Source organism: Planctopirus limnophila DSM 3776 (assembly GCF_000092105.1).
Taxonomy (GTDB): domain Bacteria; phylum Planctomycetota; class Planctomycetia; order Planctomycetales; family Planctomycetaceae; genus Planctopirus; species Planctopirus limnophila.
In genome coordinates, this window is sequence record NC_014148.1 from 1776941 (window position 1) to 1793238 (window position 16298).

A 16298-nucleotide genomic window follows, 5' to 3' on the forward strand; every position below is an offset into this window, starting at 1 on the left:
CCTTCCGACGTTCTATTGATTCACTTACCAGATGCGGGCGACTTTCATACTCCTGCATCGGCATCATTGAAAAGCATCCATGAGTATCATCGAGGCACAGCAGCTCTCCAAAAGCTATAAGGTCTTCCGCAAGAAAGAAGGTCTGCTCGGTTCGATCCAGGGAGTCTTTCATCGAGAATACAAGGTGATTGAAGCTGTTCGAGATGTCAGTTTCTCTATTGAAAAAGGGGAAATGGTCGCGTTCCTGGGGGCGAATGGTGCCGGCAAGACCACCACACTCAAACTCCTCTCGGGATTGATTCATCCCACGACGGGTGAAGCTCACGTTTTGGGTCACATTCCCTGGAAGCGGGAAAATGCTTACCGCAGACGATTCTCTCTCGTCATGGGTCAAAAGAATCAGCTCTGGTGGGATCTGCCCGCGGTCGAATCTTTCCGTTTACACCAGGAAATTTATCGGATCGACAAGGCGGTCTATGATCGCCGACTCGATGAACTGACTTCGCTGCTCGAAGTGAAGCCTCTCATTCGGCAAGCGGTGCGGGAACTCTCCTTAGGCGAACGCATGCGCATGGAATTGATTGCTGCCTTGCTGCACGCGCCTGAGGTTCTTCTTCTCGATGAACCCACAATTGGCCTCGATGTCGTCTCGCAGCGTCGAGTGCAGGATTTTCTCAAGTTTTACCAGCAGTCACAGCAGATTACGGTCATTCTCACCAGCCACTATATGAAGGACGTGCAGGCTCTCTGCAAACGGGCCATTATCATCAGTGGTGGCACACTGCGATACGATGGCCCGCTGGCCGAACTGGTCGAAAAATTCAGCCAGTACAAGCTGCTTTCCTTGCAGTTTGCCGGCGAGTTCAATGCGGACGAACTGCAGACTTACGGCCGTATTATCGAGCACTTGCCCCCACGGGTGAAACTTGAAGTTCCCCGGCACAATCTTCCCGAACTCCTTTCGAATCTGCTCGCCCGCTACTCCATCGAGGATCTTGAAGTCCAGGAGCGACCTCTGGAAGATGTGATTGCCGAAGTCTTCACGGCGGCCATGTCACAATCAACTGAGAAGTAGGTTCTCAGTTTCCAGCGAAAGTGATCACTGAAATGACAAGCCATCGCAGTTGTCTCAACACGCTTCTAATGTTCCCTTTCGCTCTGGCATTCCTGCTGGGTGTGAATCAATCTGCGATTGCGAATGAAGAGACTCCTGCTGAAGCCGCATTCCAGAAGCTGCACGAGAGCGAGCAGAAAAAATACGCTCAGTTGGCCGAATCGTATTTGATGGCTCTTAAAGATCAGCCCGATAACCCGGTACTCTGGCTGCAGGCTGGTGATGCCCGCTTTTTCGCGGGCGATAGTGCTGGGGCACTGGCGGCATACGATGAATGCCTGAGAATCTCTCCCGCTCGCTATGCTTCATTCTGGCAGCGTGGGCTGGTGTTGCATGCATTGGGCAAGTGGAAAGACGGGGCACTTCAGTTTGAAGCGTACCATGAGCAGATCAGTCAGTCAGACCGCGAAAATGGCCTCTGGCAGTTTCTCTGTAACCGGGAACAATTCGACGAAAAAACAGCACTTCAAAAGCGAATCCGCTACGAGAAAGTGGATCGACAACCGTTCCCACTCGTCTATCGCTATTACGAAGGAGAAGTGACACTCGAACAAGTTAAGGCACAGCTTGCCCAAGCTTCTCTCACAAAAAATGAACAGCAATCGACCGATTTTTATCTGCCGCTCTACGTGGCTCTGTTAACGGATGCTCGCGGACAGAAAGACAAAGCCAGAGCTTTGTACGACGAAGCCCTCCAATCGACCTGGGCACGCGAGGCAGGTTATGGCCCGCAATACATGTGGCAAGTTGCCCGGTTACAACGAGCGCGCCTGCCCAAAAACACGAAATGAATGGTCATCTAGAAACAGATATCGCTTGTTGAAGAGTTCTCATTCAAGGCTGGAATGGCAATTTTCCTTCGCCTCGGGGCGGAACGATCGAGGCAGGCTTTGTCGAACTGTAGACACGCACATAGTCCACAATCATCTCTGCAGGAAACTGGGATTTCTCATCGGGTGGGCCCAGAAAATTCCCTCCCACGGCCACGTTCATGATCAGATAAAACGGCTGGTCAAACGGGGCTGGCCACGGATTCAGATCCTGTTCTCCGGCTGGCTTCTTCCCCTGTCCAGAAGTGCCTTGAACACCACTGGTACTCCACCAGAAGTTTTGAGTTTGATAAACCTTTCCATCGACCAGCCAACTGATCTTTCCCGGTTCCCATTCGACCGCGTAGGTGTGAAAGTCAGCCATCGATGTCCCTGCCGGAAAGATAAACTCATCTCCGCTATGGGCATTCTGAGGCCATCTGCCGCCGTAGTGTACTGTCCCTAAGACTTTTCCAGGTTCCTGTCCGCGAGCTTCCATGACGTCGATCTCGCCAGAGGCTGCCCAGGGCCCATAGGAATCGCCCTGTGGCAGCATCCAGAGAGCGGGCCAGACACCTTTCTCGGTGGGTAACTTGGCTCGAAATTCAAATTTGCCATACTTCTGGTTGAAGAGCGGAGAACCATCCCGCTGGCGTGTCTTCAGCTTGGCGGATGTATAGCCACATCCCTGATACGATTCCTTGACCGCTCGAATATGCAGCATGCCGTCGCGAATGAACGCATTCTCTGGTTCTTTGGTGTAATACTGCAGTTCGTTGTTACCCCAACCACTGATCCATTGGTTGGAATGGTAGTTGTAGAAGCCGTTCCCGAGATCGAAATCCCATTTCTTACGATCAATCTCACTGCCAGCAAACTCGTCGCTCCACGTGAGCTTCCACTCGCTGGTTGGCTCTGCCGCTTGATTTCGTCCGGGAGATAATCCACCGATGGTTGAAAGGGTGATTCCAACGGCCAGGATCTGAAAGAAAGGACGTGCAATGGAGTTCATGAAATGTCTTATGAAGATGGGATGACTGTTATGCAAGATACAATCAACCAGAGTTGATAGATCAATCTCCGAAGTTACCCCGCTTCTCAATTCATGAGTCAAGATTTTTGCAAATGACACCTTGAATTGTCAGCTTCTTGGAATTTCCAGCCATTGAACATGACTGTTAGTCGTTTCAAAGACGGCAACAGTGAATTTTGCAGCTCGATGGAGTGCCCCCGGATTGATCCGTCTGAGACCATCAATCGTTAATTCCCCAGCGAGATGCGAATGCCCGCAGAAGAGAACTTCTGGGGTGCCTCGACTGATTCTTTTGATGTCCAACGTTAAATGGCCATGTACCACTCCAAGCTTGCGGCCACCCAGCAAAATGACATCACCCCAGCCCAGACATGTTACATGGAGTTCAGCAGCGGCGATCTTCAATTCTGAGGCGGAGTCCGCATCATGATTCCCGAATACAAACCACAGGGGCAGGCAAGCGCAGATCTCCAAGATGGGAGTACTGGCCAGATCCCCGCAATGAATCAAAGCCTCCACACCGGCTTGGCGTAATACTTCAACAGCCACACGCGTGCGGGCCAATTCGTTGTGAGTATCCGAGAGGATCCCAAGCAGCACTTAGGGTGTTCCTTCCAATGAGCGTAAAAAACGCTTCTTGCCATCATCCAAATAGCCCAATACTTGCCGTAAATCCATGCAGGAAGTTCTTTGTACCGACTTGACCAAGTTCTCCCTGGGCAAAAAATCCTGCGACAGGAATGGAGCCGAAGAATTCTTCCAGTTTTTGGGCATCGTGGTGAGGAGCGGAAAACAACCGCGTCCCTCGGCCGTTGCAGGTAAAGAGCAGGGCGGCTTGCGGTGCCGGATGGCTGGAACGGGCAGTCTTTAGCATTTCGACCAGATCCTCGCTGGCCGTCACATGATCACGCAGATGAAACTGCACGGTTTGGCCGACTCGTGCTTTTCCGCCAATGGCCAGCACTCCGGTATTACGATCAGCACCAATCACATTGGCAATCAGAAAGTCGCCCCTGCGGAACTGATCGCGATACTCGGTCATGGCCAATCCCAGGTGTAGGCCGTTTTCGATCAGCCTCTGGTCAGTGGCGGATAAGTCAGCGTAAAGCTGTTCCAGACGGGCCAGTGGAGGTTCACCACCCAGTTCCACGATAAAGTTTCGATCAGCCTTCGTCACCACATAGGTTGTTCCCACCGGTTTACACCCTTGTGAGACCACCGGTGTAAACGTCAGATTTCCCGAGAGAATGACTCCAATCGCCCCCTCTTCGAAAACCTGCGGTTCAATTGCCTTGTGAGCATAAAACAGGCGGTTTTCGCCCGGTCCACCGCCGCTGGCCATACCACCAATGACGGGCAGGTTCGGCAAATCCTCTGCCAGATGATCTGTGATCAGATCTGTCAATGAGGAATACGGATCGGCCAGTACGATCGCACAGCGAGCATTCCCCTGAAGAAGTCCATTGACTCCCTGTGGTAAGCCCGTAGTGACGATGCCATCCGGCGTGCGTTCAAACGTTGCCTGAAAAGGGATCATTCCCACGCCGTCCCACGAGGCCGCCCAAATCGAAAGTGCCGGTCCATTTTCAAGTTCCCGGCCTGTGGCCACAATCGATTCGCCCGAACAGCCGAGCAGGACTTTGGCACCTGTTGTGGAGACGAGCCCCGCCGACAGATTCTGCCAGGCATCCGCATAATGGTGGGAGCAAAACACCAGCAGCAAATCGGGGTGTCGCCCCTCAAGCTGGCTTTGAATCTCAATAGCAACCTGTTCCATCGCACGAACTAATGAAACTTCTGTCGTCCAGGCGGCTGCATATCGGTTCATAAAGGCAATCATCCTCAGGTGACTCAAAGGTTATCACCTAAGGATGAGCAATTCTTTAACCATCGGCAAGTGCTACGGACTCACCATGTCAGGATCAAAATGAGTTTGATCTCAGTTGGAATCGGGGAGGTCACTCGTCGCATCAGTTCCAGTTCCAGCGAGGCGAACTGATGACTTGACAGTGCTCACCGTCTTGAAGTCATCTCGCGGGGCTCGTTCATCCTTGACCTGACGAACCACGTTCGCCGTCCAGCCCGCCACACCAAACGGAATCTCGGCAGATCGCCAGATGGTGGAGTCTTCCTGGGTTCGGCTGCCAGCTCGCTCGACTTCGAGTTTGCCTTCATACTTTGTTGCCGATTGCGGGCCGGCCGGGGTGGAGAGATCTTCCGGAGCGTTACCAACGGTCATGGTGCGGAAATATCCGGCCAGCACGCCGAGTGGATAGAGCTGCAAAGCTGGGGAGACGATGGGAGTGATCTCGCCGCTGCCCACTTTGCGGTAACCTTTGACTACGGGCAGGAAGGAGAGCGGAATCCCTTCCTGATTCGTAATTCCTTGAGGTATCGCAGTCTCCGGGACGAGCACTTTGTAGATCTCCAGCCCAGCCAGACCAGTATCCAGCTTGCCATCGACTTCTTTGCCACGCTCGATGCGAATCTCTATCCATCGGCAAGGCTTCTGTTCTCCTGCCACTTCGGCCATCTCTGATCCCAGCGCCTTGATGGTCACCTGCTCTGACCAGGGTGGTAATTCCAGATCACCGCCAGCAGCTCCCGGCCTGGCTTCCGTCTGCTCGAAGGTCCCCTGAAAGCGAACCCAACTTCCCTCGGCTGGCAAATTCCAGATCAACGTTTGTGCTGAGACGTGCGCCTGAATCCCGAAGACCAGAGCCAGTGCGAACATCCAAGCAAGCTTTTGCGGCTGCCAACGTCTCATAACGAACCCTTTTGCCATCGACTTTCGGAGTGAAAGCATCTGAAGTGAATTTCTGAAAGAGTGTTCTTTTGAATACATTTCAATGATTGGTGAGATTTGGTTGTGACTATTCACGATCCATGAAGCTGCCCACCAAACGCGAGTCACAACTTCATCGATGCCACGAGTTCTTGAGTTTTGCCCGAACAGAGGGCACAAAACAAGCCGATTTCTTTGAGTTTGTTGTCTTCATGAGAGAAGTGTAAGCCTGTCAGCCCGAACATTCTGTGAAATCGACATGCGAAACGGGCGTGCCACTGAGAGGGTATCCACTGACGGTGATCGGTCCCCCGGCTTTACTCCGCAGACAAGTGATAAAGCCTCCGCTTCTAATGGAATCAAATAAATTGATTAAATGCCCGAGTGTTGATGGGCTTGCAGAGAATCATTTTGAGGAAAAACTTTACGAAAACCGGTCCGAATAGATTGTTCATTTCACAAGTTGGCATGATATTGTCGTAGAACTGCAGGAAGTCTTCATCAGGAAAGAAGATCGGGCGAATTTTCTCATTGCTGACTTCTCTAACGAGCCAAGGAATCGTCTCTATGCTGAGTCATTCGTTTTTCTGTCGAGTTCTGGGCGTCGCCATGTGGCTGGCTGCAAGTGGTCTGTACCAGCTGTCTCAAAGCGTTGCGAGTGAGCCTGTCCCGGTAAAAACAGCCCTGGTAAAGCCAACGCAGGAAAAGCCAGCGGAAGATGCACCAGCGACTTCGGCCACAACGACAATCACTCCTGGCTCAGAAAAAGCAGGTACGGGAACCGCAGGTAACAAAGTTCCGGAAGCTGAAGTCAAGCCTCTCAAGATTGCTCATTTGAAGATCTCCGGTGCCTTAACTGAGGGAGCACCACTCGAAGGGCTATTTGGAGAAACTTCCGAAACCTTATTCACTCTCATTGCTCGCCTCGACAAAGCGGCAGCCGACAAAGAAATCCAAACGGTTGTCCTCGAGTTTGGTGACCTTGCTCTCGGTCGTGGCAAGATTTATGAACTTCGTTCGGCCATTGCCCGCATTCGCGCTGCCGGGAAAGACGTCTGGGCTTATCTCGATTCCGCCGACACCACTGCGTATCTGCTCGCTTCGGCCTGTGACAAAATCGTGATGCCCGAACCCGCCATGCTCATGATCCCCGGCGTGCGGGCTGAAGTCTGGTTCTACAAAGAGATGCTCTCCAAGATCGATGTCGAGCCCGAAGTTGTGCGTATTGGCGAGTTCAAATCGGCCGGTGAACCTTACACCCGCAAAGATATGAGCCCCGAGTTCAAAAAAGAGATGGATGAACTCCTCGACGATGTCTACTCCCAGATTGTGTCAACCATTGCGGAAAGTCGAAAAATTCCCGCAGACAAAGTTCGCGAGTTGATCGATACCGCCGTCTTCACCAGCGAAAAAGCCAAATCCGCTGGCCTTCTGGATGAAGTGCAGTATGAGTCTGGTCTCTATGACGTAATCAAAAAGTCTCACAACGTCACTTCCGCAAAACTGACTCGCAACTATGGTCGTAAGAAGACAGACGCTGACCTTTCTGGCCTGAATGGCATTATCACTCTTATGAATGCACTCTCCGGGCAGACACCCGCTTCTCGGAAGTCATCGGCTCCCAAGGTTGGCATTCTCTATGCCAGTGGCATGATCTCCACCGGGAGCAGCCAGAACAGTCCCCTTTCGGGCGAAGTGCTGGGTTCCGAGACCTTTATCAAGGCCGTTCGTCAACTGAGAGATGACGACACTGTCAAGGCGGTCGTGTTACGGATCGACAGCCCTGGTGGAAGTGCGCTAGCCAGTGATCTGATGTGGCACGAACTGGAACTTCTCAAAGCGAAAAAACCACTCGTCGCCAGCATGAGCGATGTCGCCGGCAGCGGCGGCTATTACATCGCGATGGGAACTCAAAAGATTTACGCTGCCCCCGGAACAGTGACAGGTTCGATTGGTGTTGTCGGCGGGAAAGTAGCACTCGAAAAACTCTACAACAAACTGGGGATCAATGTCGTCGTTCTCGAACGCGGCAAAAACAGCGGCGTACTCTCGACCACTACAGGCTTTACGGAGTCTCAGCGAGAAGCGACTCGACTGCTGATGAATGAAATTTACGAGCAGTTCACCAGCAAGGCGGCTGCTGGACGAAAAATGGAAGTCGCACAACTGGAAAAGCTGGCCCGCGGCCGGATTTACTCGGGCAATCGTGCTCTCGAAATCGGCCTCGTGGATGAGATCGGCACTCTGGAAGATGCGATCAAGGGAGCTATCGCCCTCGCCAAGATCGAAAACCCAGCCAAGCTCGAACGCCTGGAACTCCCCAAACCAGGCAGTCCACTGGAATCGTTGCTGGGCCCCATGGGTGCCGAATCTCGCATGGAAGCCCGTCTGGAACAACGTCTTAAAGATCTGATTCCCACGGCACTTCAACCCGCTCTGCAGGATGAACTGCTGATGCGCATGCTGGCGAATCAGCCCGTGCTGACAGTCATGCCCTACCGTCTCGAACTGAAGTAGCGGTTGATAAAATCTGCCTGGGGTAACTCATACTTCCTCTATAAGATGAGTTGTTATCCACTGGGCTGTCTCGCTGGTACAACCATAATTGTTCAGAAGACTCTTGCGAAAGATTGGTGATATGCGGAGATCCGCACGAAGGATTTCTTTCAGTGGGTTCGCAATGGTCGGCCTGCTTGTCGGAACTCAAGGATGTTTCATCACTTCGTCTCCACCTGTTGCGAATCAGGGCGGGGGAGATGCAGCAGCCGAAAAACTCACTGCGGCAGCTCTCAAGATGGAGCAGGCCGCTGATCGACTCGCTGCCGCAGCCGATCGATTGTCGAAGCTGGAAGTGAGGGTGGGTTCAGGGACGGGCTCCGCGGCTTCCGAAGCAACGGCTTCACCAACGACAGCAGAGGCCAAGCCAGTAGAGACAGCCGCCTCGTCGACCGAAGCCAAACTGATCCGCGAAGTTGATGAGCTCTACGCCAAATACCCCGATGTCCCCCGTGTCGAAATCCTGAAAGAACTCGATGGCATCGAAATTCCTCGTGTCAAAGCCGGCAGCGGCAAAACACTAGAGTTGGGTGCAGGCATACCAGTGGACGTCGGGAACCCGCACGCGGCGAGCAAACCCAGCCAACCGGTCAAGGGTGATCAGGTCATTGTGCGGTTCAATTCCGAGCCCAAATCGTTGAACCCCGTCATCGAACAGTCAGCGGTCCAAACCTACATGGGCCAATATATTCAGGAAGCTCTGGCGCGGCAGGACAACGAGACCTTCGAGTTTGTGCCTCACCTCGCGACGAAATGGATCATCGAAGATTCCGTCAAGCTCTCGTCGGATTATCCCGGTAAGAAATATCGCCTCGTCCTCGGTGACGGCAGCCCACTTCCTTCAGCTGAAATCGAGTATCTGCCGCCCGCCAAAAAAGACCCCAAGGCCGAACCTGAGGTCATGAAGATCGTCGTCAAAACGGTCAATGAGGAAGGTCAGCCGATTGCCAAAGGCTGGGTTGGCCTTTTCCCCATCGGCAAAATTCTGGGAGCGCCAACTACTGGCTATCACAACTGGAGCAATGAACAAGGCGAACTCGTCATCAGCGGGATCATTCCCGGCAAGTACCGCGTCCTGACGGGGAGCGAGATTTATGGAAAAGTGAAGCCGCTAGCCGATGGAGCCATCGAAGTCACTCCGCTTTCCGAAGAGAACCCGCTCAAGCAGGCACTTCCACCCGGCCAGACATCGCTCGTTCTTAAAGCCGATGAATACCAGGATATTCAGCGCGAGACGTGGATGACGTTTTATCTCGATCCCCGAGCCAAATGGTCTGATGGCACTCCCTTTACGAGTACCGATCTCAAGTTTGCCTTTGCAGTCTTGAACAACAACACAGTCGACTGTGATGCCGTTCGGACCTATTACTCAGACCTCACAGATCTGGATGCCCTTTCGCCGCTGGTCGTGCGCATGCGATATCGGCAGCAGTACTTTAAAGCGTTCGAGTTTGGTGCCGGGATTGGCCTCTACACGCCCCCGTTTGAGTTCTTCAAGAATCGACTGAAAACACAGACCACCGAACCTGCGATCACAGGCTACGAGCTGACTCTCGATCGTCTCACCGAAGCGGAAGAAGATTCTCAGAAGAAAGTGAGCGCGCACGGAAAGCGGTTCGGAAAATTCTTTAATCTCGACACGGCCTACAATCAGACTCCTCTGGGAACTGGCCCTTACATGGTCGAAAGCTGGAAGAAGACCGATCGCGTCATTCTGAGCAGAAATGACAGCTACTGGCTGCCCGAACGCAGTGGTTACCTTGATAAGCTGATCTTCCGTTTTCTCCCCGATAATACGACCGCGCTGCAATCGTTGCGTGCCGGTGAAATCGACTTCAATTACCGGATGGACCCCGAGCAGTTCACCAAGGATCTCGCTGGTCCGCCCGATTGGTTCAAAGACAAGTTCATCAAAGCCGATTGGTACACCCCGAACTACGGCTACTACTGCTGGAATCTCAACCGGCCCTACTTCAAAGACCAGCGCGTCCGCATGGCTCTGGCTATGCTGTTCGAGAAAGAAGCGTTCCTGAAAAACAAGATGTACAATCTGGGAACGATGGTCAGTGGCAGCCAGTATTACTTTGGTCCCGGCTATGACCACTCGGTCAAATCGGTCGATTACAGTCCTGAAACGGCTCGCGATCTCCTCGCGACCGCTGGGTGGATCGATACAAATCGGGATGGCATTCTTGACCGAGACGGTGTGAAACTCAGCTTCGAAGCTCTGATCCCTTTTGGAAATCCAGTTATTGATGACCGTACGGCACTCCTGCAGAAAACACTCAAGCAGGTTGGGGTCGACATGCAAATTACCCGCATCGAATGGGCAGCTTTTGTCGAACGTCTCAAAGCCAAGGATTTCGATCTCGTCACACTTTCGTGGGCCATGCCTGTTGAGAGTGATCCCTTCCAGCTCTGGCACAGTTCGGGAGCTACGCCTGAATCGCGAGGCAGTAATGCCGGCTCTTTTGCGAACAATCTGGCCGATGAACTGATCGAGAAAATTCGAGTCACGCTTGAACCCGATAAGCGGGCGCTTCTGAACTATTCACTCCATCGACTGCTCGATGCCCAGCAGCCCTATTTGTTCCTCTATTGCTCAAAAGACCTGGGGGCATATCACAAACGCTTCCGGGGGGTGAAGTGGTATCGTCTGCGGCCCGGTTTTGATCTGGCTGAGTGGTATGTCCCCAAGGATGAGCAGGTTCATAAGTCGGAATAATACGGGAATTGTGAAGCGTTCAGGACGACTTGCTGAGGCACTGAATCCATAGTCCGACCATCTGATGTGTGGAATGCATGGCGACGTATATCTTTCGACGACTGCTGCTGATGATTCCGACGTTGTTCGGAATTCTCGTGCTGTCATTCATCGTCATTAAATCCACACCTGGCGATCCTGCCTCTGGTCGTTTTGGTGGTGCTGCTGCGGCGCAAGGCGGAATGAATGCCGAGCGTGGGACTGAGGACGCGGAAAAAGCCTTCCGTAAGAACTTCAAACTGGATGAACCGCTGTATGTCCAGTTTTTCTGGTTTGTGGGGCGCATCTTCCGTGGCGAAATGATTTACTACACCAAGCAAGGCTCCATCTGGCCCGATCTCATCCCGGCAATGAAGATCACACTCATGATCAACTCGATCGTGTTCTTGCTGGTCTATCTCCTGGCAATTCCCATGGGGATTTTCAGTGCGACCGCCCCTCACAGCACGGGCGATCGAATCATGACACTCACTCTGTTTGTGCTCTACAGCCTCCCGTCCTTCTGGGTGGCGGAAATGCTGCGGCTGGGAGTGCTCGAATCGAATGCCGCATGGAATGCTGCAATGCTCAGCCAGGATGCTCAAGAATGGATGTTTAATTACCCAATCAGCGGATTGCACGATGTCAATGCGGATCGATTCAGTTTGTTCCAATGGCTATGGGACTATACGCTGCATCTGGTGCTCCCCATACTTTGTATGACTTACGCCTCTTTGGCGTACATCAGTCGACAGATGCGTGCGGGCATGCTGGAGGTCGTCCGGCAGGATTACATTCGCACGGCCAAAGCCAAAGGCTGCAGCCCCGCGCGAGTCATCTGGGTGCATGCTCTTCGCAACAGCCTCTTTCCCATCATTACGTTATTTGCTTCACTTCTTCCCGCTCTGATTGGCGGCAGTGTCATCATCGAATACATTTTCAACATTCCCGGCATGGGTAAACTCACCATCGACAGTGTGTTTTCGCGTGAGTACGACATGATTCTCGTCACGATGATGCTTTCAGCGGTATTGACTTTGATTGGAATTCTGATTTCCGACATCATGTATGTTCTGGTCGATCCCCGCGTCTCGTTCGAAAGCAAGAACTGATGGCTGCGGATCGTCGACTTCACACAACGACACCTTCCTCGCCTCAGGTGGCTGGACTTGGAGCAGAGAATGGAGCCTCTCCAGTCGCTGCTGGTGAGAAGGTGGCCTCACCTCTCAGTACGAGTTCAACCTCGTCTACGGGTGTTCAAGCCTCTCGCAGTGAACAGTCGCAGGCGGCTCAGATCTGGCGCGAGTTCAAGAAACGAAGACTCGCAGTCTTTGCGGCCATTCTCATGATTGTCGAAATCATGATTGCGGTCTTTGCACCGTTCATTGCGAATGACAGGCCGATGGCCTTTCGCGGCGTGAATCGCTTCGAGTTCCAGCAGTTGATTCAGACTGTGGAATCTCTGATGGCAATGGCCAACGGTGAAAGTCGCCAGGAGAGTGGGGCGGCAAAAAAGGTCTATCCAGTTCTGGAAAAGGCCCAGTCATTGCTGGAGACAGCCTCCGCAGAAATTGATGTTTCCAAGTCCGGCGGAAGCGAATCCCGCAGGCAATTTGAGGGTTTGATCCGACGAATTCAGGATATGCAGAAACCCCTCGGCTCGTTTCCCGACCAGACCTCGGCCTTGCCGCCAGAACTGATTCAGGGAATTCAGGCAATTCTTATGGATGTCAAAACGCTGAAGAAAAGCGAATTGCCTCCACTTCTCTCCCGCTGGTACTTTCCGGCACTCGCACAACTCAATGGAATCGACTTCTGGTTTATTGCCGCTGCCATTTTCTGGCCACTTTGGTGGTTTGCCACGCGACTCTCGACGTTCGCTTATCGACAACCTCGCTGGGTGCAACTGCTCGTTCTATCTGGCGTTCCCACACTGGCTGCAGGCATTTGGGTCGAAATCAACCCCTCTCGACTCGATCAGACCAATTACAAGCAAGGTGTGCTGACGGCGTACGACTTCTCTCGCACCGCCCCGGTGATCTTCGATGTTGTCGTCTGGCCACTGGTTCCTTTTGGCATCGATGAGTACGACACGACCAATCAGACAAAGCCACCCGCCTTTTCGCTCAAGGAACCGCAAAAGCTCGCCACGCCGTGGGATCGCCCGCACTGGCTGGGGACGAATCACAATGGTGTCGATCTCCTGACACTTCTCATCTGGGGAGCACGCATCAGCCTTTCGGTCGGTCTGGTCGCGGTTCTGATCTACATGTCGATCGGGATTGTCCTCGGTGCTCTGGCGGGCTACTTCCGCGGTTGGGTCGATATTCTGATCTCACGTCTGATTGAAGTCGTCATCTGCTTCCCGACACTATTCCTCGTATTGACGATTGTGGCTCTTCTGAAACCCAGCCTCATCAACATCATGATTGTCATCGGCTTGACCGGCTGGACAGGTGTGGCCCGGTTAGTTCGCAGCGAGTTTTTGCGGCTGGTGAATCAGGAATTTGTGCTGGCTGGCAAGTCGATTGGCTTTTCCTCCACGCGGCTCATTTTCCGACACATCCTCCCCAATGCCCTGGCCCCTGTGGTCGTGGCGGCGACATTTGGTATTGCCGGAGCCATCCTGCTTGAAAGCTCACTGTCATTTCTAGGGCTGGGTGTCCGTGTTCCTACACCTTCCTGGGGCACAATTCTCAGTGAAGGCCGCACTCGCCTGCTGCAGGCTCCCTGGCAGATGACGTATCCCGGATTCGCCATTTTCATCACCGTCACCTGCTACAATCTGATTGGCGAGGCGCTGCGGGATGCGGCTGATCCAAGGCTCCGCGGCACACGATAACCTCTTTTGTGGAATGATGTTGCGTTGTTCGTATTTCGCCTGTGAGTGGGCGGTTTTGGCAGGAATTGACCTCCTGATAACGCTCCATCGATTTGTCTCACGAACCCGCCCAGCGTCCCAGGTGTCCGCTTCGCCAGTTGACTGAGAACTCTGATCGAAAGTCCGAGAGTTCTCAAGGTGCTGGTTTTCGCGTTGCGAATTGCGTAAAATCCTGCGGCAACACATTTTTCTCTTTCACATTTAGTCGTGACGAAAGAGAGAATAAAGTCCCATGCGACCAGAAACTGCCAAAACAGAGAGTTGGCCGCGAACGACCAAGGGATCGATCAAGGGGTTTGCACCGCCCCAATTTTTGAACTGGTGCCTGACTGAATTCTCAAGAAGGAACGACATCGTGGCGATCGTCGAGCGACCGCAGACCAAAACGCAAACCATCAACGGCGCGGAAATTCTGGTGCGGGGGCTAATTCGTCAGGGTGTAGACGTCATTTTCGCCTACCCTGGTGGATGTAGTATGCCGCTGCACCAGGCACTGACCTTCCACACGGACGAGATCCGCACGATCCTCCCGCGTCATGAACAGGGTGGCGGATTCGCCGCACAGGGTGTGGCCCGTACAACCGGTGAAGTCGGCGTGTGTATGGCGACCAGTGGCCCCGGTGCCACGAATCTCGTCACCGCAATCGCTGATGCCAAGATGGACAGCATTCCGCTGGTGGCCATTACCGGTCAGGTGCCAACAACGGTCATCGGCACTGATGCTTTTCAAGAAACACCCATCGTTGAGATCTGTCGAGCGATCACCAAGGCCCATTACCTGATCACCGATGTCCGCGATACTGCACGCATCGTCAAAGAAGCTTTCTATATCGCCCGCACCGGCCGACCCGGGCCTGTGCTTATTGACTTCCCGAAGAACGTGCAGCTCGCGACGATCGACGAGGAGCCTGATCTCGATCCACCGATGAATCTGCCCGGTTACCATCCGGAGATTCGCAAGCCGACCTCTTCTCAGATCCGCGAGATTCTCGCTGCAATCCGTGAATCCAAGAAGCCAATTTTTTACATTGGCGGTGGTGTCGTTCAATCAGATGCTTCCGAAGAGTTCACCAAGTTCGCCCTCAAGACGGGCATCCCGGTGGCCACCACCGTGATGGGGATCGGGGCTTTCCCGGGTGATCATCCGCAGTCGCTGCACATGCTCGGCATGCATGGCACTGCCTACTCGAATATGGCCATCGCTGAAGCCGACCTGCTCATTGCACTGGGCGTGCGATTTGATGATCGCGTCACAGGGAAACTCGACGAGTTCGCCAAGCATGGCCGCATCATCCACGTCGATATCGATCCTTCGGAGCTCCACAAGAACAAAAAAGCTCACATCCCGATTGTTGGGAACGTGAAAGATGTTCTCCATGGGCTGAATGCTCTGGTGAGCGATGATGATATCCCTGAGATGGATGCCTGGTGGCGGCAACTCAATGAATGGCGCGACAAATATCCTTTGAAGTACCGCGATTCAGGTGATTTCATCATCCCGCAATATGCGATTGACGAGCTCTGGCGACAGACGAAAGATCGCGATGCTTACGTCAGTGTGGGGGTGGGTCAGCACCAGATGTTCGCTGCCCAGTTCTACAAGTTCAGCAAGCCCCGCCGCTGGTTGAGCAGCTCGGGTCTGGGAACGATGGGTTTCGGTTTGCCAGCCGCCATGGGTGTTCAGGCCGCCTTCCCCGATGCTTTAAGTATTGATATCGATGGTGATGGCTGCATGCTCATGAATGTTCAGGAGCTGGCCACTCTTGCCTGCGAAAAACTTCCCGTGAAAATTCTCCTGTTGAACAATCAGCACCTGGGGATGGTGGTTCAGTGGGAAGATCGTTTCCATGAGGGGAATCGGGCACACACCTATCTGGGGCCGATCGATCACCCGGAAGCCGTGGGTGCCGGCGATGGAACTCACTACGAAGAAACCTATCCAAACTTTGTGCAGATCGCCAAAGGCTTTGGTGTCGAAGCAAGTCAGGTGCGGAGTAAGAAGGAGTTCCCGGCAGCTCTGGCCAAAATGCTGGCCTACCCAGGTCCCTACCTCCTCGATGTGCTGACACCTTACCAGGAACATGTTTTGCCCATGATTCCCAGTGGCAAAACGGTGAAAGACATCATCCTCGAGTAGTTCACCTCTCTCAGGATGTTTTGTGAATCAGAGAACCCCATGCCGACTCTAGGCCTGGGGTTCTTGTTTTAGTCAACCCATGCTGTCTCGTTTCTCCGACCGTCGAGCTCGTTGAAACTCTCGTCGCCAAAGTTCAACTGGATCATAAGTCGCTGGCTCACTACCATTCAGGAAATGATTCTTGCAGGAAATAGAGTAAGAATCGCCGGTGGCACTGTGGCAAGGATGACCACAAATGGC

Annotated in this window: 11 protein-coding genes; 7 read left to right on the forward strand and 4 right to left on the reverse strand. The window is 53.2% G+C overall.

Going from position 1 to position 16298, the window contains the following annotated elements; genetic code table 11:
• Positions 1-79: 79 nt before the first annotated feature.
• Together PLIM_RS07220 and PLIM_RS07225 are read left to right on the forward strand one after the other, a co-directional pair.
• Entirely contained in the window at positions 80-1075 is a 996-nt protein-coding gene (locus PLIM_RS07220) for an ABC transporter ATP-binding protein (RefSeq protein WP_013109661.1), read from the forward strand.
• A 32-nt stretch (positions 1076-1107) separates the two neighbouring features.
• Complete coding sequence (locus PLIM_RS07225) at positions 1108-1905, forward strand: hypothetical protein (RefSeq protein WP_148227015.1); 798 nt, start codon at positions 1108-1110, stop codon at positions 1903-1905.
• A 43-nt stretch (positions 1906-1948) separates the two neighbouring features.
• Here the strand turns inward: PLIM_RS07225 and PLIM_RS07230 are convergent, their stop codons facing one another.
• The 4 genes from PLIM_RS07230 to PLIM_RS07245 form a co-directional block, all read right to left on the reverse strand.
• Entirely contained in the window at positions 1949-2935 is a 987-nt protein-coding gene (locus PLIM_RS07230) for a glycoside hydrolase family 16 protein (protein ID WP_013109663.1), read from the reverse strand.
• 129 nt (positions 2936-3064) lie between these two features.
• Entirely contained in the window at positions 3065-3556 is a 492-nt protein-coding gene (locus PLIM_RS07235) for a metallophosphoesterase family protein (protein ID WP_013109664.1), read from the reverse strand.
• A 43-nt stretch (positions 3557-3599) separates the two neighbouring features.
• Complete coding sequence (locus PLIM_RS07240) at positions 3600-4784, reverse strand: FIST signal transduction protein (RefSeq protein ID WP_041403204.1); 1185 nt, start codon at positions 4782-4784, stop codon at positions 3600-3602.
• Between the two features lie 111 nt (positions 4785-4895).
• Positions 4896-5723, reverse strand: coding sequence for a hypothetical protein (locus tag PLIM_RS07245; protein ID WP_013109666.1), 828 nt, complete (start codon positions 5721-5723; stop codon positions 4896-4898).
• Positions 5724-6308: 585 nt separating this feature from the next.
• On the opposite strand from PLIM_RS07245, the gene sppA reads away from it, so the two are divergent.
• From sppA to ilvB, 5 genes are all read left to right on the forward strand, one after another.
• Positions 6309-8258, forward strand: coding sequence for a signal peptide peptidase SppA (sppA, locus tag PLIM_RS07250; protein ID WP_013109667.1), 1950 nt, complete (start codon positions 6309-6311; stop codon positions 8256-8258).
• A 163-nt stretch (positions 8259-8421) separates the two neighbouring features.
• Complete coding sequence (locus PLIM_RS07255) at positions 8422-11022, forward strand: ABC transporter substrate-binding protein (RefSeq protein WP_013109668.1); 2601 nt, start codon at positions 8422-8424, stop codon at positions 11020-11022.
• 77 nt (positions 11023-11099) lie between these two features.
• Positions 11100-12152, forward strand: a complete 1053-nt coding sequence (locus PLIM_RS07260) for an ABC transporter permease (RefSeq protein WP_013109669.1) — start codon at positions 11100-11102, stop codon at positions 12150-12152.
• Positions 12152-13882, forward strand: coding sequence for an ABC transporter permease (locus tag PLIM_RS22615; protein ID WP_052301515.1), 1731 nt, complete (start codon positions 12152-12154; stop codon positions 13880-13882). Before PLIM_RS07260 ends, PLIM_RS22615 begins: the two co-directional genes overlap by 1 nt.
• A gap of 394 nt (positions 13883-14276) precedes the next feature.
• Entirely contained in the window at positions 14277-16058 is a 1782-nt protein-coding gene (gene ilvB, locus PLIM_RS07270; protein ID WP_013109671.1) for a biosynthetic-type acetolactate synthase large subunit, read from the forward strand.
• Positions 16059-16298: the final 240 nt, after the last annotated feature.

Coding starts and splice junctions, on each gene's coding strand:
- PLIM_RS07220 (WP_013109661.1), top strand. CDS start 80: ATGAGTATCATCGAGGCACAGCAGCTCTCCAAAAGCTATAAGGTCTTC.
- PLIM_RS07225 (WP_148227015.1), top strand. CDS start 1,108: ATGACAAGCCATCGCAGTTGTCTCAACACGCTTCTAATGTTCCCTTTC.
- PLIM_RS07230 (WP_013109663.1), bottom strand. CDS start 2,935: ATGAACTCCATTGCACGTCCTTTCTTTCAGATCCTGGCCGTTGGAATC.
- PLIM_RS07240 (WP_041403204.1), bottom strand. CDS start 4,784: ATGAACCGATATGCAGCCGCCTGGACGACAGAAGTTTCATTAGTTCGT.
- PLIM_RS07245 (WP_013109666.1), bottom strand. CDS start 5,723: ATGAGACGTTGGCAGCCGCAAAAGCTTGCTTGGATGTTCGCACTGGCT.
- sppA (WP_013109667.1), top strand. CDS start 6,309: ATGCTGAGTCATTCGTTTTTCTGTCGAGTTCTGGGCGTCGCCATGTGG.
- PLIM_RS07255 (WP_013109668.1), top strand. CDS start 8,422: ATGGTCGGCCTGCTTGTCGGAACTCAAGGATGTTTCATCACTTCGTCT.
- PLIM_RS07260 (WP_013109669.1), top strand. CDS start 11,100: ATGGCGACGTATATCTTTCGACGACTGCTGCTGATGATTCCGACGTTG.
- PLIM_RS22615 (WP_052301515.1), top strand. CDS start 12,152: ATGGCTGCGGATCGTCGACTTCACACAACGACACCTTCCTCGCCTCAG.